This window comes from Dechloromonas sp. ARDL1 (assembly GCF_051122455.1).
Classification (GTDB): domain Bacteria; phylum Pseudomonadota; class Gammaproteobacteria; order Burkholderiales; family Rhodocyclaceae; genus Azonexus.
Genome location: NZ_CP168939.1, coordinates 2,624,216 through 2,642,320 on the forward strand (window position 1 = coordinate 2,624,216; position 18,105 = coordinate 2,642,320).

General features: G+C 63.4%; 20 protein-coding genes. 13 read left to right on the plus strand and 7 right to left on the minus strand.

What is annotated here, in order from left to right; genetic code table 11:
- The first annotated feature begins 3 nt into the window (after window positions 1-3).
- From AB6Q56_RS12880 to AB6Q56_RS12905, 6 genes are all read left to right on the plus strand, one after another.
- Window positions 4-1,002: a KpsF/GutQ family sugar-phosphate isomerase gene (locus AB6Q56_RS12880; protein ID WP_434513568.1), complete on the plus strand. Its 999-nt coding sequence runs from the start codon at window positions 4-6 to the stop codon at window positions 1,000-1,002.
- Window positions 1,002-1,526: a KdsC family phosphatase gene (locus tag AB6Q56_RS12885; protein WP_434513569.1), complete on the plus strand. Its 525-nt coding sequence runs from the start codon at window positions 1,002-1,004 to the stop codon at window positions 1,524-1,526. Before AB6Q56_RS12880 ends, AB6Q56_RS12885 begins: the two co-directional genes overlap by 1 nt.
- Window positions 1,526-2,107 carry an LPS export ABC transporter periplasmic protein LptC gene (lptC, locus tag AB6Q56_RS12890; RefSeq protein WP_434513570.1) on the plus strand — a complete coding sequence of 194 codons (582 nt, stop codon included), beginning with the start codon at window positions 1,526-1,528 and terminating at the stop codon, window positions 2,105-2,107. Before AB6Q56_RS12885 ends, lptC begins: the two co-directional genes overlap by 1 nt.
- On the plus strand, window positions 2,104-2,706 hold the full coding sequence (gene lptA, locus AB6Q56_RS12895) for a lipopolysaccharide transport periplasmic protein LptA (RefSeq protein WP_434513571.1): 603 nt from the start codon (window positions 2,104-2,106) through the stop codon (window positions 2,704-2,706). The genes lptC and lptA overlap by 4 nt, the downstream gene beginning before the upstream one ends.
- Before the next feature lie 227 nt (window positions 2,707-2,933).
- Window positions 2,934-3,488: a phasin family protein gene (locus AB6Q56_RS12900; RefSeq protein ID WP_434513572.1), complete on the plus strand. Its 555-nt coding sequence runs from the start codon at window positions 2,934-2,936 to the stop codon at window positions 3,486-3,488.
- 73 nt (window positions 3,489-3,561) lie between these two features.
- On the plus strand, window positions 3,562-4,140 hold the full coding sequence (locus tag AB6Q56_RS12905; RefSeq protein ID WP_434513573.1) for a phasin family protein: 579 nt from the start codon (window positions 3,562-3,564) through the stop codon (window positions 4,138-4,140).
- Window positions 4,141-4,221: 81 nt separating this feature from the next.
- Here AB6Q56_RS12905 and AB6Q56_RS12910 read toward each other — a convergent pair whose 3' ends face one another.
- The 5 genes from AB6Q56_RS12910 to AB6Q56_RS12930 form a co-directional block, all read right to left on the minus strand.
- Entirely contained in the window at window positions 4,222-4,707 is a 486-nt protein-coding gene (locus AB6Q56_RS12910) for a YbaK/EbsC family protein (protein ID WP_434513574.1), read from the minus strand.
- The gene (locus AB6Q56_RS12915; RefSeq protein WP_434513575.1) at window positions 4,704-5,468 is read right to left on the minus strand and encodes a competence/damage-inducible protein A; all 765 of its coding nucleotides are present in this window, start codon (window positions 5,466-5,468) and stop codon (window positions 4,704-4,706) included. Before AB6Q56_RS12915 ends, AB6Q56_RS12910 begins: the two co-directional genes overlap by 4 nt.
- Window positions 5,465-6,199: an EI24 domain-containing protein gene (locus AB6Q56_RS12920; RefSeq protein WP_434513576.1), complete on the minus strand. Its 735-nt coding sequence runs from the start codon at window positions 6,197-6,199 to the stop codon at window positions 5,465-5,467. Before AB6Q56_RS12920 ends, AB6Q56_RS12915 begins: the two co-directional genes overlap by 4 nt.
- Window positions 6,192-10,139, minus strand: coding sequence for an ATP-dependent RNA helicase HrpA (gene hrpA / locus AB6Q56_RS12925; RefSeq protein WP_434513577.1), 3,948 nt, complete (start codon window positions 10,137-10,139; stop codon window positions 6,192-6,194). The genes AB6Q56_RS12920 and hrpA overlap by 8 nt, the downstream gene beginning before the upstream one ends.
- Before the next feature lie 91 nt (window positions 10,140-10,230).
- The gene (locus AB6Q56_RS12930) at window positions 10,231-10,707 is read right to left on the minus strand and encodes a VF530 family DNA-binding protein (protein ID WP_434513578.1); all 477 of its coding nucleotides are present in this window, start codon (window positions 10,705-10,707) and stop codon (window positions 10,231-10,233) included.
- A gap of 338 nt (window positions 10,708-11,045) precedes the next feature.
- Between AB6Q56_RS12930 and trhA the strand changes: the two genes are divergently transcribed.
- The 3 genes from trhA (at window position 11,046) to AB6Q56_RS12945 (ending at window position 13,194) form a co-directional block, all read left to right on the plus strand.
- The gene (gene trhA, locus AB6Q56_RS12935; protein WP_434513579.1) at window positions 11,046-11,663 is read left to right on the plus strand and encodes a PAQR family membrane homeostasis protein TrhA; all 618 of its coding nucleotides are present in this window, start codon (window positions 11,046-11,048) and stop codon (window positions 11,661-11,663) included.
- 41 nt (window positions 11,664-11,704) lie between these two features.
- Complete coding sequence (locus AB6Q56_RS12940) at window positions 11,705-12,325, plus strand: DUF1294 domain-containing protein (RefSeq protein ID WP_434513580.1); 621 nt, start codon at window positions 11,705-11,707, stop codon at window positions 12,323-12,325.
- Window positions 12,326-12,513: 188 nt separating this feature from the next.
- Window positions 12,514-13,194 carry an alpha/beta hydrolase gene (locus AB6Q56_RS12945; protein ID WP_434513581.1) on the plus strand — a complete coding sequence of 227 codons (681 nt, stop codon included), beginning with the start codon at window positions 12,514-12,516 and terminating at the stop codon, window positions 13,192-13,194.
- A gap of 13 nt (window positions 13,195-13,207) precedes the next feature.
- On the opposite strand, the gene AB6Q56_RS12950 is transcribed toward AB6Q56_RS12945, so the two are convergent.
- Together AB6Q56_RS12950 and crcB are read right to left on the minus strand one after the other, a co-directional pair.
- A complete protein-coding gene (locus AB6Q56_RS12950) occupies window positions 13,208-13,465 on the minus strand; it encodes a hypothetical protein (protein ID WP_434513582.1) in 258 nt (85 codons plus the stop codon).
- Window positions 13,466-13,548: 83 nt separating this feature from the next.
- Window positions 13,549-13,956, minus strand: coding sequence for a fluoride efflux transporter CrcB (crcB, locus tag AB6Q56_RS12955; RefSeq protein WP_434513583.1), 408 nt, complete (start codon window positions 13,954-13,956; stop codon window positions 13,549-13,551).
- Between the two features lie 69 nt (window positions 13,957-14,025).
- Between crcB and AB6Q56_RS12960 the strand changes: the two genes are divergently transcribed.
- From AB6Q56_RS12960 to pyrF, 4 genes are all read left to right on the plus strand, one after another.
- Window positions 14,026-15,831: a glutamine--tRNA ligase/YqeY domain fusion protein gene (locus AB6Q56_RS12960; RefSeq protein ID WP_434513584.1), complete on the plus strand. Its 1,806-nt coding sequence runs from the start codon at window positions 14,026-14,028 to the stop codon at window positions 15,829-15,831.
- A gap of 84 nt (window positions 15,832-15,915) precedes the next feature.
- Window positions 15,916-16,119, plus strand: coding sequence for a hypothetical protein (locus tag AB6Q56_RS12965; RefSeq protein WP_434513585.1), 204 nt, complete (start codon window positions 15,916-15,918; stop codon window positions 16,117-16,119).
- Window positions 16,116-17,285 carry an Eco57I restriction-modification methylase domain-containing protein gene (locus AB6Q56_RS12970; RefSeq protein WP_434513586.1) on the plus strand — a complete coding sequence of 390 codons (1,170 nt, stop codon included), beginning with the start codon at window positions 16,116-16,118 and terminating at the stop codon, window positions 17,283-17,285. Before AB6Q56_RS12965 ends, AB6Q56_RS12970 begins: the two co-directional genes overlap by 4 nt.
- Entirely contained in the window at window positions 17,282-18,097 is an 816-nt protein-coding gene (gene pyrF / locus AB6Q56_RS12975) for an orotidine-5'-phosphate decarboxylase (RefSeq protein ID WP_434513587.1), read from the plus strand. The genes AB6Q56_RS12970 and pyrF overlap by 4 nt, the downstream gene beginning before the upstream one ends.
- Window positions 18,098-18,105: the final 8 nt, after the last annotated feature.

An 18,105-nucleotide genomic window follows, 5' to 3' on the forward strand; every position in this document is an offset into this window, starting at 1 on the left:
GTCATGAACCCAAGCCTAAACGCTCATCGCTTTTCGCCGGAACGCGCTCTGGAACTCGGTCGCCAGACCCTGAGCATTGAAGCGGCCGCTGTGGAGGCCCTGCAGGGGCGACTCGACGGCGATTTCTCCCGTGCCGTCGAACTGATCCTCAATTGCCACGGGCGCCTGATCGTCAGCGGCATGGGCAAATCGGGCCACATCGCGCGCAAGATCGCCGCCACCATGGCCAGCACCGGCACCCCGGCCTATTTCGTCCATCCAGCCGAAGCCAGCCACGGCGACCTGGGCATGATCACCCGCGACGATGTGCTGCTCGCCCTCTCCAACTCCGGCGAGTCCGGCGAACTGCTCAGCATCCTGCCCGCCCTCAAGCGCCAGGGCGCGCGAATCATCGCCATGACCGGCGTGCCGACCTCGACCTTGGCGCGCGAAGCTGACATCCACCTCGACGCCGGCGTCGAGCAGGAAGCCTGCCCGCACAACCTTGCCCCGACAGCCAGCACCACGGCCGCGCTGGCGCTGGGCGACGCGCTCGCAGTCGCCCTGCTCGATGCGCGCGGCTTCGGTCCCGAGGACTTCGCACGCTCGCACCCCGGCGGCTCGCTCGGACGACGCCTGCTCACCCATGTTCGCGACGTGATGCGCGCCGACGACCGCGTTCCTGCCGTCGCTCCCGGCACCGCCATCACTGATGCCATCATCGCCATGTCGCGCGGCGGTCTCGGCCTGGTGGCGATTACCGATTCGGACAACGCTGTTCTCGGCATCTTCACCGACGGCGACCTCCGCCGCGCCTTCGAAAAACGGCTCGACCTACAGCAGGGCGACATTGCCTCGGTCATGCATCCCAGCCCCCGCACCATCGGCCCCGACAAACTTGCCGTGGAAGCCGTCGAGATGATGGAGCGCCTGCGCATCAACGCCCTGCTCGTTGTCGATGCCGACAATCGCCTCATCGGCGCCCTCAACATGCACGATCTCTTCACCGCCAAGGTCATCTGATGGACGTTCAAGCCCGCGCCGCCCGCATCAAACTCGTCGCCTTCGACATCGACGGGGTGATGACCGACGGCGGACTGCATTACTCCGACGACGGCCACGAATTCAAGACTTTCAACGTCCAGGACGGTCTCGGCATCGTGCTGCTCAAGCGCGTCGGCATCGAGGTGGCCATCATCACCGGCCGCAATTCCGGCGTCGTCTCGCATCGCGCCGCCGATCTCGGCGTCGCGCACGTCTATCAGGGCGTGGGCAACAAGCGCGACGTCGCCGCCCAACTGCTCGAAAAACTCAACCTCGACTGGTCGGAACTGGCCTTCATGGGTGACGATCTGATCGACCTTCCGGCCATGGCACGCGCCGGGCTCACCATCGCCCCGGCCAATGCGCGCCCCATCGTCAAGGAACGCGTACATGCGGTTACCGAAGCTTCCGGCGGCCAGGGCGCAGTCCGTGAGGCCATCGAACTCATCCTCGCCGCCCAGGGCAAACTCGACGCAGCCTTCGCCCCGTACCTCGAAGCCTGATGAAGCACTGGCCGAGCCAACTCTTCCCGATCATCATCCTGTCCGTGCTGGCCGGGTTGACCTTCTGGCTGCAAAGCGCCATCGACATGGGAAACGACAAGCACGACAGCAAGTTTCGCCACGACCCGGACGGCATCGCCGAGAACTATATCGTCCGCCGTTTCGACGAGACCGGCCAGGTCAAATATCGTCTGACCGGCCCGTATATGGTTCATTACCCGGACGACGACAGTTCCGAATTAAAGTCCCCCATCCTGATCAGCTATCGACCGGATGCGCCCCCGATCACCGTCACCTCGAATTTCGCCAAAGTCACCTCCAAGGGCGAAGTCGCTTATTTGTGGGACGATGTCCGTGTCACACGTGCCGCAACGCCCGAACAACAGGAGCTGGTCGCCCGCATGCCGGACCTGACGGTACAGACCGAGGCCGGCTTCGCCTTCACCAACAGCCCCGTCGAAATTACCCAGGGGCAATCCTGGGTGACCGGCGTCGGCGCCCAGATCGACAACAACAAATCCACCTTCGTTCTGCAATCGCAGGTCAAGGGACAATATATCCGTCCGAGATCAACGCCATGACCTTTCGCCTTGCCACGCTGACCCTCTGCCTGCTGGCCTCGCTGCCCGCCTTTGCCGAAAAGGCCGACCGCGACAAGCCCATGCTGCTCGAGGCGGCCCGGGTCTCGATCGACGACGCCAAGAAAACTCAGGTACTGGAAGGCGATGTGGTCATCACCAAGGGCACCATGGTACTCAAGGCAGACCGTGTCGTGATCACCGAAGACCGCTACGGTTTCCAGAAAGGCACCGCCTTCGCCGGCAAGGACGGCCTGGCCAGATTCCGCCAGAAACGGGAAGGAAAGGACGAATACGTCGACGGCGAAGCCGAACGGATTGAGTACAACACCAATACCGAGATTGCCGAACTGTTCCATCGTGCCTGGGTGAAGAGCGGTGAAGACCAGGTTAAAGGCGACTACATCTGGTACGACGCGGTGAACGAAAAATACCTGGTCACCGCTGGCGAGACCCGTGACCCGAATGCCGCGCCACCGCGCGTTCGCGCGGTAATCCAGCCCAAGAACAAGGATACGGCAGTGGACCAACCTACCCCCCGAGGGGAACGCCTGCAGCTCAAGGGGGCCGGAAGTCTTTCTGCGCCGAGTGGGCAACCGTAGGGCATTCCGGCACACAGGGCACCCGAAAACCGCACCGCAAGGCCATTCCACAGGCCTCCTCAAGCACCTGATTTACATCGACTTATCGGATTTGTGCACTGCACAAAATTATTGTTGACAAGCGGGCAATCATCCCTATAATTAAGTTCATGCTGCAGCGCAACATGCCAATAGGCAAGGCTGCGAAAGTTCGTAGTACGACATGACTTTTATGAGGAGATAAACCCATGTTCTCGACCCCTGAGCAATTCGCTGCCGCCAACAAGGCCACCGTCGACTCCCTGCTGTCCCTGGCCAACACCGCCCTGGCTTCCGCCGAGCGTATCGCCGCCCTGAACCTGAACACCGCCCGTTCGGTCATGGAAGACTCCGTTTCCGGCGCCAAGGCCCTGATGGGTGCCAAGGACGTTCAGGAAGCCCTGTCCATCCAGGCTTCGCTGGCCCAGCCGAACGTCGAGAAGGCCGTTGCCTACTCGCGTAGCGTCTACGAAATCTCCGCCCAAACCCAGGAAGAGCTGTCCAAGATGGTTGAAGCCCAGTTCGGCGACTTCCAGAAGACTGTGGCCGGCCTGCTCGACAAGGCTGCCAAGTCCGCCCCGGCCGGTTCCGACGTTGCCGTCGCCGCCGTCAAGAGCGCCATCGCCGCTGCCAACTCCGCTTTCGACAACATGAACAAGGCTGCCAAGCAAGTTGCCGAAATCACCGAAGCCAACGTTGCCGCCGCCACCAACGCCACCGTCAAGGCTGTTGGCGCCACCGCCGCCGCTTCCAAGAAGAAGTAAGCAATTGCCTGTTCAACCCCTGCCTCGGCAGGGGTTTGTCGTTTCATCCGCAGCACACATTCAAGAACTGGAGATGATGATGAGCAACCCGAATTTCGAACAACTGACCGCCGCCCAAAAAGCCAACGCCGAAGTCATGATGGCCCTGATGCGCACCGCCTTCAACGGCGTCGAGCGCCTGACCGCCCTCAACATGGCTGCTTCCCGCGAGTTCTTCAACTCGACGGTTGCCAACACCCAGCAACTGCTCGGCGCCAAGGATGCCAATGCTGTCGCCAAACTGAACAGTGAACTGGCCCAGCCGAATGTGGACAAGCTGGTCAGCTATTCGCGCAGCGTCTATGACCTGGTCTCCGAAATGCAGAAGGAAATCACCTCGGTCATGGAAGCCCAATACAGCAGCTTCGCCAAGAACGCCGAAACCGCCGTCGAAAAGGCCAAGGCTTCCGCACCGGTCGGCGGCGATGTGTTTGCCGCCACCATGCAATCGATGCTCGGTGCCTCGACCAAGGCATTCGACCAGATGACCTCGATGGCCAAGCAGCTGTCCGACATCGCCGAAGCCAATATCCAGGCTGCCAGCCAGGTTACCGCAGTCGCACCGGCCAAGAAGAGCGCCACCGCTGCTGCCGCCAAGAAAGTCAGCAAGTAAGCATCAACTGCTTTGTCCCGGAAAGCCCGCGCCTGACGCGGGCTTTTTGTTGCCCGACGTATTACCCGTGCCGTCGCCGAATCAATCCTGGCGGATATCCGCCCAGTCAGCCCCGGTCAGAACCTGCAAGGCTGCAGGCGTGAGCGGAAATACCGAGAACGGCGTTCCCGCCGCCGCCCAGACCGTTACGAACTGCAGAAGGTCGCGATCAAGCAACAGTCGAACCGGCCCTGCATGGCCGAGCGGCGCCACGCCGCCGATCACATAACCGGTCGCCTCCCTGACGAAATCCGCATCGGCACGCCCGAGTTTGATGCCCAGGCAAGCCGCCACCTTGGCTTCATTAACCCGGTTGGCACCGCTGGCCACGACGACGACCGCACCGCCCTCGCTCTTGTTGCGAAAAACCACCGACTTGGCGATTTCCGCCACCGCACAGCCGATGGCTTCTGCTGCCTCGGCGCTGGTCCGCGTCGGCTGCTCGAACTCGACCACCCGAACCAGCAAGCCGGCGTCGGCGAGCAAGCCCTGCGTGCGCAGCGCGGTTGGATGCTGCGCCGGCTTCATGGGCGCCAGACCCAGTTGATGCCGCGTCGTTCGACCTCGGCTCGAATATCCGCCATCGCCTTGTCGACCAGCGCCGGCGCGCCCTCCACCCCGAGCTCGAGGTGTTTACGCTCCTTGCCGACCAGCGACGGCAGGGAAAAAAGGCGCAACGTCGGGTAGGCGGCGACGATGCGCTCCATCAGATCGAGCAGCGCGCTCTCGTATGCGGCCGGCCCGGTGAGCAGGAAGGCTTTTTCTATCGTCTCCGCGACGGGCTGGAATTCGCCCCTGTGGAAGGTGTCGAGCGCCCATTCGATCATCGGATGCGCCATCTGCGGGAAACCGGGCACGAAGTAGTGGTCGTTGGCCATGAAACCGGCAATACGGTTGAACGGGTTGGGAATCATCCGCACACCGGCCGGAAAGGTAACCAGCAACTTGCGCTGGTCGGTGATTTCCTCACCGGCGAAGCGGAGCTTCAATTCCTCAAAGGCCTCGGGATGCAGTTCCAGCCCGACGCCGAGCGCAGCCGCCACGGCCTGCCGGGTGTGATCATCCGGTGTATTGCCGATGCCCCCGCAGGAAAACACCACATCGCCGGCCGCCATCGTGCGCTTGAACGTAGCGGCCAGACGATCGCGATCGTCGCCCAGGTACTCGACCCAGCTCAACCGCAAACCGCGTGCCCCCAGCATCTCGGCGATCCGTGCGAAATGCTTGTCCTGCCGCTTTCCCGACAGGATTTCATCGCCGATGATCACGGTGCCAAAATTGCGACTCATACCCGTTCTCCCTCGATAGTCACTATCGCCTCCCCGCGCGAACGACGCAGGGCTTCCAGCCCGTAGTGAACGAATGACAGCGCCGCCAGTGCCGGCGCGAGCAGGCCAACGAGCGGGATGTGCGCCAGCAGCGCCATGGTCAGGCCGAGCATGAACAGCGGTGCCTTGTGCGCCTCTCGCAGGCTTGCCCACTCGCTGTCGGTGGCATGCATCGACAGCGCATCATAGGCAAAGGTGCGACGGTTCAGCCAGCCCATCAGTAACAGCGGAATCAGCAGCGAGAAACCGGGAATGAGCCACAGCGGAATGGTTGCCACCCAGGCGACGACGAAAACCAGCGATGCGCCGATACTGTTCAGCGCCGCCGCAACAAAGCTGTCACGCCCCATCGCCGCCACGTCGCGATACTCGGTTTGCGACAGATGACGCAGCATCAGCGGCATGATGACGATGGCCGCGAGCAGCGAAGCGACCAGATAGGCCAGCGCGAAGATCGCCATCCAGCCCCCCAGATAGGCAAGAATATGCGCCAGCCAGACCAGCCCCCAGCCGACCAGCAGGGTCATCGGCGGGAACTCCATCATCTGCTGGACTGCCCAGCCGAGTGCGCCGACAGCAAGTCCGATGGCAAGCAACAGCGAAACGATGGCCGGCGTCAGCACGTAGAGCCACACCTTGCTGCTGCGCAGACTGCCGAAGGTGCGTGCCAGGGCGAGCATCACATTACCCATGTTTGATTCCTTCCCATTGTTTTTCCAGGCGCTTGACCGAGACAGGTACCGGCGTCCGGAGTTCCTGCGCGAACAGGCCGACGCGCAGTTCCTCCATCAGCCAGCGGAACTGCTCGACCTGGGGATCGACCGTCCCCATCTTGGCCAGTTGCAGCGCCCGGCGCTCGTAATTCGTCCATAGCTTCGCGTAGTCGGCCATCGCCTGGGTATCACGAGCCGGCGCCGCCTTCAGCTTGTCGAGCCGAACGCCGATCGCCTTCAGGTAGCGCGGGAAATGCTGCAGGCGCTCGAAGGGCGTGGCAACGACGAACTGCTTGCCCACCAGCCGCTTCAGCTGCGCCTCGATGTCGGCGACGACGGCCGCCTGCGCCTTGAAGGCCGGCAGCTTCTTGGTCACTGCCTGCCATTCGGTCAGCACGGTCGCGACCAGCCGGCAAACCTCCTGCATGATCAGGCCCAGCCGCGCCTTGGCCTCGCCGCAGCGCGCCTTGAAGGCGTCCGGCGTCGTCGGCAGCGGCTCGGTCAGGCAGGCGCGCTCGAAGGTCAGGTCGACTATCTGCCGTTTCAGTTCGTCGGTCGTACCCAGCGCCATGAACTGCATGCCCATCTGGTTCATGCCCGGCACGTTCTTGTCGAAATACTTCACCTGCTCCTTGAACTGCAGCATGAACAGCCGCGCCAGCCCCTTGCGGTGGGTTTCGGCGGCTTCCTCGGCCGAATCGAAGACCTTCAGGCTGACCGTTTCGCCGTCGTCGACCAAAGCCGGGTAGCCGATCACCGTCTGCTTGCCGACCGGTACCTCCATCAACTCCGGCAACTCGCCGAAGGTCCAGTCGGTCAACTGAGTGTATTCGGACGGCGTTTCGTGCAGCTCGGCGAATTCCTCCTTGGCTTCCTTGCCCCACTCGCCGCGCAGGGCAACCAGGCTGCGGTTCATATCCAGCTGCCGGCCGTGTTCGTCGATCAGCTTGTAGTTCATCGCGAAATGCGGCGGCAACGCGTCAGGCCGGAAAGCGTCCGGCGTCACCGCCCAGCCGCGGGCGTTCAGGCCGCGCGCTTCGAGGATGTAGTCGATCAGCGGCGGGATCAGGCCGGCGTTCATCTTCTTGTCGTTGCCGGCGGTGGCGGCGATGAATTCCTCGACGAACTCGGGCACCGGCACCAGCTTGGCGCGGATTTTCTGCGGCAACGTCTTGATCAGCTGCACCAGCTTTTCCTTCAACAGCCCGGGCACCAGCCATTCCATGCGCAGCGCCGGAATCTGGTTGAGCTGTGCCAGCGGCAGGGTCAGCGTCACGCCGTCCTTGGGCGAGCCCGGCTCGAAGTGGTAACTCAGCGCGTAATCGACGCCGCCAACCTTGAGGTGATGCGGGAAGGCCTCGGTGGTCACGCCGGCGGCCGAGTGGCGCATCAGGTCGTCCTTCGACAGATAGAGCAGCTTCGGATTCTCCTGCTCGGCCGTCTTGCGCCAATGGTCGAAGGTAGCGCCGTTGTGGATGTCTTCGGGAATGAGGTGATCGTAGAAGGCAAAGATCAGCTCGTCATCGACCAGCACGTCCTGACGGCGCTGCTTGTGCTCGATCTTCTCGATGTCGCGAATCTGCCGCTGGTTATGCTGGAAGAAGGGCCATCTATTGGCGAACGATTCGTCGATTTCCTCGCCGACCAGGCCCTGGCGGATGAAAATCTCGCGCGCCTCGGCCGGCGCCAGCGGGCCATAGTGGATGCGCCGCTTGGGGTTGATCACGATGCCGTAGAGCGTCGTCCGCTCCCAGCCGGCGACCTGCATGGCCTTCTTTTCCCAGTGCGGATCGAAGTACTGGCGCTTGATGAGGTGAGCGCCCACTTTCTCGATCCAGCTATCCTCGATGCGGGCGACGCAGCGACCGAACAGGCGCGTCGTCTCGGTGATCTCGGCCGCCATGATCCACTTGCCTGCCTTCTTCTGCAGCGGCGACGAGGGATGGATCAGGTAACGGATGCCGCGCGCGCCGAGGTAGTAGCCCGATTCGTCGGACTTGCAGCCGATGTTGCCGAGCAGGCCGGAGAGCAGCGCCATGTGGATGGCGTCGTAGGTGCCGGGGATCTCGTTTTCCTTCCACCCCAACTCGGTGACCATGGCGTGCAGCTGGCCATGCACCTCGCGCCATTCGCGCAGGCGCAGGTAGGAAAGGAAATGCGCGTGGCAGGTATCGACCAGCTGCTTGTTGGATTTCTTGTGATCGACGGCCTGCTTGAACCAGGCCCATAGTTTGACCCAACCGAGGAATTCCGATTTCTCGTCGGCAAACAGCTTGTGCTTCTCGTCGGCCGCCTGCTGGCGCTCCTGCGGCCGCTCGCGCGGGTCCTGAGTCGATAGCCCGGCGGCGATGATCAGCACCTCGCTCAGACAACCGAGATCGCGGGCGGCGACCAGCATGCGGCCGATGCGCGGGTCGAGCGGCAGCTTGGCCAGCGCATCGCCGACCTTGGTCAGCCGATTGTCGTCGTCGAGCCCGCCGAGTTCCTGCAGCAGCGCGTAGCCGTCGCTGATCGCCTTGGCCGGCGGCGGTTCGATGAAGGGGAAGCTTTCAACGTCGGTCAACTTCAGCGACTTCATGCGCAGGATGACGCCAGCCAGCGAGGAGCGGAGGATTTCCGGATCGGTGAAGGGCGCCCGGGTGTTGAAATCCGCCTCGTCGTACAAACGGACACAGACGCCCGCCGCCACCCGGCCGCAACGTCCGGCCCGCTGCCGCGCCGCCGCCTGCGAAATCGGCTCGACCTGCAACTGCTCGACCTTGTTGCGGTAGGAATAGCGCTTGACCCGAGCCAGCCCGGTGTCGATGACGTAGCGGATGCCCGGCACGGTGAGCGAGGTTTCGGCGACATTGGTGGCCAGCACGATGCGCCGCTGGCCGCCTGAAGGCTTGAAGATGCGGTCCTGATCGCCGGCCGACAGGCGCGAGAACAGGGGCAGGATTTCCGGCGCGTGCGCCGTGCCCAATCCGGGCCGGGCCAGCGCGTGCTTGCGCAGGGCTTCCGCCGCCTCGCGGATTTCCCGCTCGCCGGGCAGGAAGACCAGGATGTCGCCGGGGCCGAGGCGGGCCAGTTCGTCGGCGGCATCGACGATGGCGTCGTAGAGATCGCGCTCGTCGTCCTTTTTGTCGATGTCGACAACCGGGCGGTAACGCACCTCGACCGGGTAGAGGCGGCCGGACACCTCGATCACCGGCGCGCCGTTGAAGTGCTGCGAGAAACGCTCGGCATCAATGGTCGCCGAGGTGATGATCAGCTTCAGGTCCGGCCGCCGGGGGAGCAACTGCTTCAGGTAGCCGAGCAGGAAATCGATGTTCAGGCTGCGCTCGTGCGCCTCGTCGATGATGATCGCCTCGTAGGCGTTCAGATACGGATCGGATTGCGACTCGGCGAGCAGGATGCCGTCGGTCATCAGCTTGACCCAGCTTTCCGGCGTCGACTTATCGTGGAACCGGATCTTGACGCCGACCCCGGCGCCGACCTGGGTCTTCAGCTCCTGCGCCAGCCGCGTCGCCACCGAACGGGCGGCCAGCCGGCGCGGCTGGGTATGACCGACCAGCCCGCGCGCGCCGATGCCGAGATCGAGGCAGATTTTTGGCAACTGCGTCGTCTTGCCCGATCCGGTCTCGCCGCACACGATGACCACCTGGTTGTTGGCGATCAGTTCGGCGATCTCGTCCCGCCGTTCGTTGACCGGCAAATCGGCCTGGAATTCGGGTTTCGGCAGGCGTTCCCGGCGCGCCTCGACAGCGGCTCGCGAAGCGCCTGTCAGGGCAGCCAAATCTCCCTGCAGCTTCTGCTTTTTCTCCCCGGAGGCGCGTGACAACTCGCGCTGAATGGCCCGCAGGCGCTTGGCGTCGGCCGTTAGAAAAGCGAGGGAGAGATCATCGTGCGCGGTGCGCTTGCGGGAGGGAATAGCCATGGGGCCGCATTATATTCGCCCGGCCGGTCAAAACCGGCGCTCAGGCCCAGAACCTTGGCTGCAGCGAGAAACACCGGGCAGGCCGGCACAACTATTTTCTCCACTTGGCCCAGGGGTCTGCATCATCCGCACCGGAACCCCGAGTCGCGTTCCCGACGCGCCGCCCGGCGGTGGCTCGCGGAGATCGCTCCTGGTCATGCAAGGCCGCTTTCTTGGCGCGCTTTTCGCGCAATCGCTCGGCATCTTCCAGGCTCAATTCGGCAGGCGGCCCCGGCTTCTGGTCCGGCGGCACGATGCGGTCGCGCGGAGGCAACTCAAATTGCTCGGCCGAGGCGCGCGGCAGGCTTTTGAACTGGTAAAGATAAAAAGCTTCGACCTTCTCCCGCGCCCAATCGGTTTTTTTCAGGAATTTGACGGCGGACTCAACGCTCGGGTTGTTCGCAAAGCAATTGATGTTCAGGTAAGCGAAAAGAATCTTGAATCCATAGTGCTGGGCGATCTCGGTCACCAGTTGTTTCAGGCTGACACCGTGCAGCGGATTATTTTTGTAGTCGGGATCTTGAGTCATGGCTTTTTCCAGGCGCGTGCGGATGTGTTCAATGTATCTGGCGCAGGAAAAAACACAACGGTCACTGCGCTCATCCCCGGGGCTGCCGGAGAAGGGGCTGCATGCTATCTCTTTTTGCTGCCGAGGGAGACCGAAATCGATTGCCAGACCTCCGGACTGTTTACCGCCTCCAACAACAGCCCAGCGCCTGCCTTCTCGCCCGTCGCTGTTCCTGAGCGGGATGATTTCGCCTGGTTTGGCGAACGAAGCCTCCCCATCCTTGTCAGAAGCGACTATGGTAATCAGTTAGGCTTCGCATCCGGCGAACGCCATCGCGAATCAGCTCTGATGGAGTCGCCATGTATCACGGAGAACGCTTCAACGCCTGGACGCACCTGTTCGGCGCCCTGCTCGCACTGAGCGGAGCGATCTGGCTGCTAGTCCTCGCGGCTGCCAGCGGCGATGGCTGGAAAGTATTCAGCATGGCCGTGTACGGCGCAACGCTGGTTCTTCTCTACAGCATTTCGACCCTCTATCACAGCGTGCGCGGACGGGTTAAGCGGGTATTGCGCAAGCTGGACCACCTGTCGATCTACCTGCTCATTGCCGGCAGCTATACCCCGTTCTGCCTGATCAGCCTGCGTGGCCCCTGGGGCTGGTGGCTGTTCGGCATCGTCTGGTCGCTGGCTGCCATCGGCATGCTGCAGGAGATCAAGCCACGCTCGGAGGCGCGCATCTTGTCGCTGGTCATTTATGCGGTGATGGGCTGGATCGTCCTGGTGGCAATCGAACCCCTGCTGGCCAGTCTCGGACTGCCCGGCTTCTTGTGGCTGGCAGCAGGCGGCGTCGCGTACACGGTAGGCATCGTCTTCTTCGCCTTCGACGAGAAATTCCGCCACTGGCACGGTATCTGGCACCTGTTCGTCATTGCCGGCAGCCTGGCCCATTTCATCGCCATCCTGTTCTACGTTGTCTGATTCGGCGAAAATGCCAGCGGACTACTGCAGCAAGGACAAGGATGCGCTACCAGGGACGAATCACGCAGTGGAAGGATGAGCAGGGCTACGGCTTCGTCACGCCGAACGGCGGCGGCGCAGCCCTGTTCCTGCACATCAAGGCTTTTCGACCGCGCCAGTCGCGCCCGGCCGGCGACGAACTCGTGACCTATGAACTTGCGCGCGATGCCAAAGGACGACTAAGGGCGGAGGCGGTGGCGTTCGTGCGTGGAACGGGGAGGAAAAAGGCCGTTATCGCCAACCGCCCGGGCTTCTGGCCGATGGTCATCTGCAGCCTGTTCTTCGTCGCCCTGATTGTCGCGGTACTGTCTGGAAAACTGCCGACACCCCTGCTCTGGCTCTATGCCGCATCCAGCATCGTCGCCTTCGGCGCCTACTGGATCGACAAAAGGGCCGCTCGCGAAGGTCGCTGGCGCACTCAGGAAAACACGCTGCACCTGCTCGCACTGATCGGCGGCTGGCCGGGAGCGCTCATGGCCCAGCACCATCTGCGCCACAAGTCGGCCAAGTCTTCGTTCCGACTAATCTTCTGGCTCACCGTACTGCTCAACTGCAGCGTACTCGGGCTATTCCTCACCCCAACCGGCGCCCATGCCCTGCGCTCGGCGTTGGCTATCGCCTGAGCCACGACAAGAATTCACCATGCCCCCCCCCTTTCCGACTGATCGCCGCACTCCTTCTCTTCGGACAATTCGCCCCGGCGCAAGCCGGCACTCCACCGACATGGAGCGACATACCCTATGGACCGGCGCCGGAACAGCGCTTCGACCTCTATGCCCCGCCACTCGGCAAAGACGCGCCGCTGATCCTGATGGTGCATGGTGGTGCCTGGCGGCTCGGCGACAAGGAAATGGGACGCGTCGTCGACAACAAGGTAGCGCGCTGGGTGCCGCGCGGTATCGCCTTCGCCAGTATCAACTACCGCATGCAGCCCAAGGCGCCCCCTCTCGAACAGGCCCGGGATGTCGCCAAGGCACTGGCTACTATCCAGCAGGATGCGGAAAAACTCGGCATCGACCGCAGCAATATCGTGCTGATGGGACACTCGGCCGGGGCGCACCTGATCGCCCTGCTCGCCGCCCGTCCGGACCTGCAGGACGAAGCCGGGACACGTCCCTGGCGCGGCACGGTGCTGCTCGACAGCGGTGCCCTCGACGTGCCAGCCGTGATGGAGGGCCGCCATCCGCGGCTGTACGACCGCGCCTTCGGCAGCGATCCGGCCGCCTGGCTGGCCGCCTCGCCCCACCAGCAGTTGAACCAGGCCACCGCCCCGCTGCTGGCCGTCTGTTCAAGCCGCAGGGCAAATGCCTGCCGGCAGGCGGAAGCGTTTGTCGCCAAGGCACGAGGCCTCGACACGTCGGCCGAGGTGCTGCGCCTGGACAAGACACATGCTGAGATCAACGCCCAACTAGGCGAAGACACGGGCTATACGGCCGAAGTGGAGCGCCATCTGGGCAACTGGTCGGCTGCCTTCGGCAAACGCCTGCGTTAGCCGCCGCTACGGCTTATTTCTTGCCGACACCCATCCACTGGGCGTTCTTGCCATCCGAGGTCTTTTCGCAAACCACGGTGACACCGGAAATGCTGGCCTTGCTGCCGACTTCCTCGAACTTGCCGGCATCGCCGTTCCAGCACTGCGGCGCCTTCGCAGCCGGCGTAGCGGCTGCTGCCGGAGCAACCGGCTTGTCGGGCGAAGCCGGGGTCTGGGTGGCACAACCGGTCAGCCCAAGGGCAATGGCAGAGGTTGCCAGGAAAGTACGCATGTGATTCTCCCGCTTCAGTTAAATGAGGCGCGTATTTTTCCGATCTTGTATTGCAGCTTCGTGACAGGCGGGGCGCCGAGCGATCAAGCCCAAATGCGGGTAGCGCCGACCGTCAGCAAACCCAGCCAGGTCGCCGTCAGCGAGCCGGCCAGATGCAGCACGGCCAGGCCGATGGCCCAGGCAAGCTGGCCAGCGAGCAAGCGCTCGACGACTTCGGCCGAGAAGGTCGAGAAGGTGGTCAAGCCGCCGAGAAAGCCGGTAATGGCGAACAATTTCCAGGCCAGCGGGAAATGGGTGTTGAGGTGAAAGATGCCGACCGCAGCGCCAATCAGGTAGCCGCCGAGCAGGTTGGCAGCCAGCGTGCCAAGCGGCAAGGCAACGAACAGCGGGTTGAGGAACAGTCCGAGGAGCCAGCGCGTCCACGCGCCGAGCGCGGCACCGAGGCCGACGGCGAGGAAATTGAGCGCGGAGAGCTGGGGCAGGAAGGACATTCCTGAATTCTACTGTCTGAAGTGCCTTGGACGGGTAAAATAACGCGCTTAATCAAAGAGGTTCAACCCGTGAGCAGCCCCAACCAGCCCGCCAACACCCCGGCACCTGCCGCCAATTTCATCAAGAACATCGTCGAGGCCGACCTTGCCGCCGGCAAGCATGCCCAGCGCCATTGGGCAGGCCGCCCCGGCACCGCCGCCGATCACGCCGCCGCACCGCTCGACCCGGCGAAGATTCGCACCCGCTTCCCGCCTGAGCCGAACGGCTACCTGCACTTCGGCCACGCCAAATCCATCCTGCTCAATTTCGGACTGGCGCAAACCTACGGCGGCCGCTGCCACCTGCGCTTCGACGACACCAACCCGGAGAAGGAAGAGCAGGAATACGTCGACGCCATCATCGATTCGGTGAAGTGGCTGGGATGCTCCTGGGAGCAGGCCGGCGAAACCAATCTCTACCAGGCTTCCAACTATTTTGACTGGATGGCCCAGTTCGCCGAATACCTGATCTCGGCCGGCCATGCCTATGTGGATAGCCAATCGGCCGACGAAATGCGCGCCAATCGCGGCACCCTGACCCAGCCGGGCACCGATTCGCCCTTCCGCGGCCGCAGCGTCGCCGAGAACATGGACCTCTTCAAGCGCATGCAGGCCGGCGAATTCCCGGATGGCGCCCACATCCTGCGCGCCCGGATCGACATGGCCTCGCCCAACATCAACCTGCGCGACCCGGCCATCTACCGCATCCGCCACGCCACGCACCACAACACCGGCGACAAGTGGTGCGTCTATCCGATGTACACCTTCGCCCACCCGATCGAGGATGCGCTGGAAAACATCACGCACTCCATCTGCACGCTGGAGTTCGAGGACCAGCGCCCGTTCTACGACTGGCTGCTCGAACGCCTCGCCGAGGGCGGCCTGCTGCAGCGCCCGCTGCCGCAGCAGATCGAGTTCTCCCGCCTCAACCTGACCTACGTCGTGCTCTCCAAGCGCAAGCTGATCCAGCTGGTCGAGGAAAAGCACGTCGAAGGCTGGGACGACCCGCGCATGCCGACCCTGGTCGGCGCCCGCCGCCGTGGCTACTCGGCCGAAGGCTTCCGCCTGTTCGCCGACCGCATCGGCGTCTCCAAGAACGATTCGCTGATCGACTACGTGCTGTTCGAGGACGCCATGCGCGAGGTCATGAATGAATCGGACGAGCGCCGCGTCGCCGTGCTCGATCCGCTCAAGCTGATCATCGACAATTACCCGGAAGGCCAGTTCGAGGATTGCACGGTCACCAACCATCCGCTGCACCCGGAACTCGGCACGCGCATCATGCCCTTCGGCCGCGAGCTGTGGATCGAAGCCGAGGACTTTCAGGAAGTGCCGGAAAAGGGTTTCCGTCGCCTCTTCCCGGGCAACAAGGCACGCCTGAAGTACGGCTACATCGTCGAATGCACCGGCTGCGACAAGGATGAGAACGGCAAGGTCGTCGCCGTGCATTGCACCTACCTGCCCGATACCAAGTCCGGCACGCCGGGCGCCGACAGCGTCAAGGTCAAGGGCAACCTGCACTGGGTGTCGGCGGCGCACGCCTACCCGGCCGAAATCCGCCTCTACGACCGCCTGTTCAGCGTCCCCGCCCCCGGCGCCCGCCGCGAGGGCGATGCCCCGGAAGTGGAGCGCAATTTCCTCGACGACCTGAACCCGGCCTCGAAGACCCTCATCACCGCCCAGCTGGAGCCGAGCCTGAAGGATGCCCTGCCCGAGCAGCGCTTCCAGTTCGAGCGCCACGGCTACTTCGCCGCCGACCGCGTCGATTCGCGGCCCGGTGCCCCGGTCTTCAACCGCGCCGTCACGCTCAAGGACTCGTGGGGCAAGGCCGGCTGATGCAACAGCCCCCAAGCTCGCCATGTTCGCCGCCCCCAAAGGAGGCGCAGGCCGCCCTTGGGACGGCCCGGCAGGAGGCCTGACATGGCCGGCAGTTGGGGCTGTCCGCACGAAATCAATGATCGATGCACGAAGGTGAACAACCTGCCGTGCAATCCGGGCATGAAAGGCTGCGAACTGGCCGGCCGCTTCCGCTTTGCCGACGAGAGCAAGAACGCGCGTTACTGGGAAAAAAAGACCCGCGAGCAACGCACCGCAGCCACGGACCAGCCGCCCGGGAAAGCATGAATCGCAACGTCGCACAACTCGGCCAAGTGTTCACGCCGCCCAACGTGGTGGCCTTCATGCTCGACCTGTGCCGGAACAATGGCCGCTTTCTCGAGCCGTCGGCCGGTGATGGTGCTTTTTTCCGAACACTGCGCCAGCGCGGCGCCGACGTCGTCGGCATCGAGATCGATCGACGCGTAGCCCCGGAAGGGGCCGAGGTACGCGACTTTTTCGCCTATCCGCTCAGCGAGCAGTTCGACACCATTGTCGGTAACCCGCCTTACGTGCGCTACCAGGACGTTGCGGCCGGCACCAAGAAGCGCCTGAAGTCCGAGTTGTTCGATGCGCGCAGCAACCTCTTCCTGTTCTTCATCGAGAAGGCCGTCCGCCATCTGAAGCCGGGCGGCGAGCTGGTCTTCATCGTGCCGCGCGAATTCATCAAGCTGACCGCCGCCAAGAAGCTCAATGCCTGGCTGTACCAGCAGGGCAGCATCACGCATTTCTTCGAGACTGGCGATGTCCGCGTCTTTGACGGGGCGACCCCCAACTGCGCCATCTTCCGCTTCGAGAAGGGGCGCCTCGACCGGCACATGGCCGACGGCCGCATCTTCACCGAGGTCGACGGCCAGTTGATGTTCCTGCGCGACGATCATGGCGTGCGCTTTGCCGACGTCTTCACCGTCAAGGTCGGCGCCGTCTCCGGTGCTGACCACCTTTTCGCCCACCCCAAGGGCAACATGGAGTTCGTCTATTCGAAGACGGCCGACACCGGCGAAACCCGCCGCATGCTGTACGGCATCAAGCATCCGCACCTCGACAAGCACAAGGACGAACTGCTCGCCCGCCGCGTGCGCCTGTTCGACGAAAGCAACTGGTGGCAATGGGGCCGCCATTTTCCGATCAACGAACTGCCGCGCATCTACGTCAATGGCCGGACGCGCCGCCCCGAGCCCTTTTTCCTGCACGATTGCCATGCCTTCGACGGCTCCATCCTGGCCTTGTTCACCAACAACCGGCGCATGCAGCGCCGCGACCTGATCGAGTGCACGATGATGCTGAACAAGGAGGTCGACTGGCAGCAACTCGGCTTCGTCTGCGACGGCCGCTTCATTTTCACCCAGCGCAGCCTGCAAACCTGCCTGCTGCCCGACAAGTTTTCCCGTTATCTCCCGAAAGATTCCGCATGAGCTTTATCAACCAACTGAAAGCCGCCTGGCAAAAGAACAACTCCCTGCTCTGCGTCGGCCTCGACCCGGATCCGGCGAAGTTCCCGGCTCACCTGAAGGGCCGCGATGACGCGATCTTCGAATTCTGTGCCGCCATCGTCGATGCCACGGCCGATCTGGTCTGCGCCTTCAAGCCCCAGATTGCCTACTTCGGCGCCCGTCGCGCCGAAGACCAACTGGAAGCGCTGATCGCCCATATCCACGAAAAACATCCCGGCATCCCGGTCATTCTCGACTCCAAGCGCGGCGACATCGGCTCCACCGCCGAACAGTACGCCCTCGAAGCCTTTGGCCGCTTCAAGGCCGACGCCATCACCGCCAGCCCCTACATGGGCCGCGATTCGGCCGCCCCTTACCTTGCCTACCCCGACAAGGGTGTCATCCTGCTTTGCCGCACCTCCAATCCCGGCGGTTCGGACCTGCAATTCCTTGATGTCGGCGACGGCGAGAAACTCTACGAGCGCGTCGCCCGGCTGGTTGCCGAGGAGTGGAACACCACCGGCCAATGCGCGCTGGTCGTCGGCGCCACCTTCCCGGCAGAAATCGCCCGCGTACGCGCCATCGTCGGCGACCTGCCGCTGCTCATTCCCGGCATCGGCGCCCAGGGCGGCGACATCGAGGCTACCGTGCGGGCCGGACGCACCGCCGATGGCACCGGCTTGATGATCAGCTCTTCGCGTGCCATTCTGTACGCCGGCAAGGACGAGGGATATGCCGCTGCCGCCCGCCGGGTGGCACAGGAAACCCGCGACGCAATCAATCTGTACCGATAAAAGGAAAC

Bases quoted from the DNA above. Each gene is read 5' to 3' on its own strand.
- AB6Q56_RS12965 (WP_434513585.1), top strand. From the start codon at position 15,916: ATGGCCGGCAGTTGGGGCTGTCCGCACGAAATCAATGATCGATGCACG.
- AB6Q56_RS12920 (WP_434513576.1), bottom strand. From the start codon at position 6,199: ATGGGTAATGTGATGCTCGCCCTGGCACGCACCTTCGGCAGTCTGCGC.
- AB6Q56_RS12905 (WP_434513573.1), top strand. From the start codon at position 3,562: ATGATGATGAGCAACCCGAATTTCGAACAACTGACCGCCGCCCAAAAA.
- AB6Q56_RS12880 (WP_434513568.1), top strand. From the start codon at position 4: ATGAACCCAAGCCTAAACGCTCATCGCTTTTCGCCGGAACGCGCTCTG.
- crcB (WP_434513583.1), bottom strand. From the start codon at position 13,956: ATGTCCTTCCTGCCCCAGCTCTCCGCGCTCAATTTCCTCGCCGTCGGC.
- AB6Q56_RS12885 (WP_434513569.1), top strand. From the start codon at position 1,002: ATGGACGTTCAAGCCCGCGCCGCCCGCATCAAACTCGTCGCCTTCGAC.
- AB6Q56_RS12915 (WP_434513575.1), bottom strand. From the start codon at position 5,468: ATGAGTCGCAATTTTGGCACCGTGATCATCGGCGATGAAATCCTGTCG.
- lptC (WP_434513570.1), top strand. From the start codon at position 1,526: ATGAAGCACTGGCCGAGCCAACTCTTCCCGATCATCATCCTGTCCGTG.
- AB6Q56_RS12950 (WP_434513582.1), bottom strand. From the start codon at position 13,465: ATGCGTACTTTCCTGGCAACCTCTGCCATTGCCCTTGGGCTGACCGGT.
- AB6Q56_RS12900 (WP_434513572.1), top strand. From the start codon at position 2,934: ATGTTCTCGACCCCTGAGCAATTCGCTGCCGCCAACAAGGCCACCGTC.
- AB6Q56_RS12945 (WP_434513581.1), top strand. From the start codon at position 12,514: ATGGTGCATGGTGGTGCCTGGCGGCTCGGCGACAAGGAAATGGGACGC.
- AB6Q56_RS12970 (WP_434513586.1), top strand. From the start codon at position 16,116: ATGAATCGCAACGTCGCACAACTCGGCCAAGTGTTCACGCCGCCCAAC.
- AB6Q56_RS12940 (WP_434513580.1), top strand. From the start codon at position 11,705: ATGCGCTACCAGGGACGAATCACGCAGTGGAAGGATGAGCAGGGCTAC.
- lptA (WP_434513571.1), top strand. From the start codon at position 2,104: ATGACCTTTCGCCTTGCCACGCTGACCCTCTGCCTGCTGGCCTCGCTG.
- hrpA (WP_434513577.1), bottom strand. From the start codon at position 10,139: ATGGCTATTCCCTCCCGCAAGCGCACCGCGCACGATGATCTCTCCCTC.
- trhA (WP_434513579.1), top strand. From the start codon at position 11,046: ATGTATCACGGAGAACGCTTCAACGCCTGGACGCACCTGTTCGGCGCC.
- AB6Q56_RS12910 (WP_434513574.1), bottom strand. From the start codon at position 4,707: ATGAAGCCGGCGCAGCATCCAACCGCGCTGCGCACGCAGGGCTTGCTC.
- pyrF (WP_434513587.1), top strand. From the start codon at position 17,282: ATGAGCTTTATCAACCAACTGAAAGCCGCCTGGCAAAAGAACAACTCC.
- AB6Q56_RS12930 (WP_434513578.1), bottom strand. From the start codon at position 10,707: ATGACTCAAGATCCCGACTACAAAAATAATCCGCTGCACGGTGTCAGC.